Here is a 239-nt window from a genome sequence, read left to right on the forward strand (position 1 = left end):
CGAGGGTGCGCGAGGCGACGGCATCGCGGATCGCGAACTGCACCAGCCGGTACAGCCACGCATCCACGTCCGGCACCGCGGCGACGAGACGCTCCGGATCGACGATCCGGCGGAACGCGGTCAGCGTCACGCGCAGCGCGATGCGGTCCTTGGTCAGCATCTCCTGCGCCGTGATCTCGGCCGCCTGCGGACGCAGATCGAGGCGCTTCACCTCGATCTTGCGGCCGACCGACCAGAAA

The 239-nt window shown here is 69.5% G+C and carries 1 protein-coding gene; it reads right to left on the minus strand.

The window, feature by feature from the left end:
* A partial coding sequence (locus tag CH341_RS33380) for an SPFH domain-containing protein (protein WP_342635055.1) occupies positions 1-239 on the minus strand: 239 nt, incomplete at both ends.

The organism is Rhodoplanes roseus (assembly GCF_003258865.1).
Lineage (GTDB): Bacteria > Pseudomonadota > Alphaproteobacteria > Rhizobiales > Xanthobacteraceae > Rhodoplanes > Rhodoplanes roseus.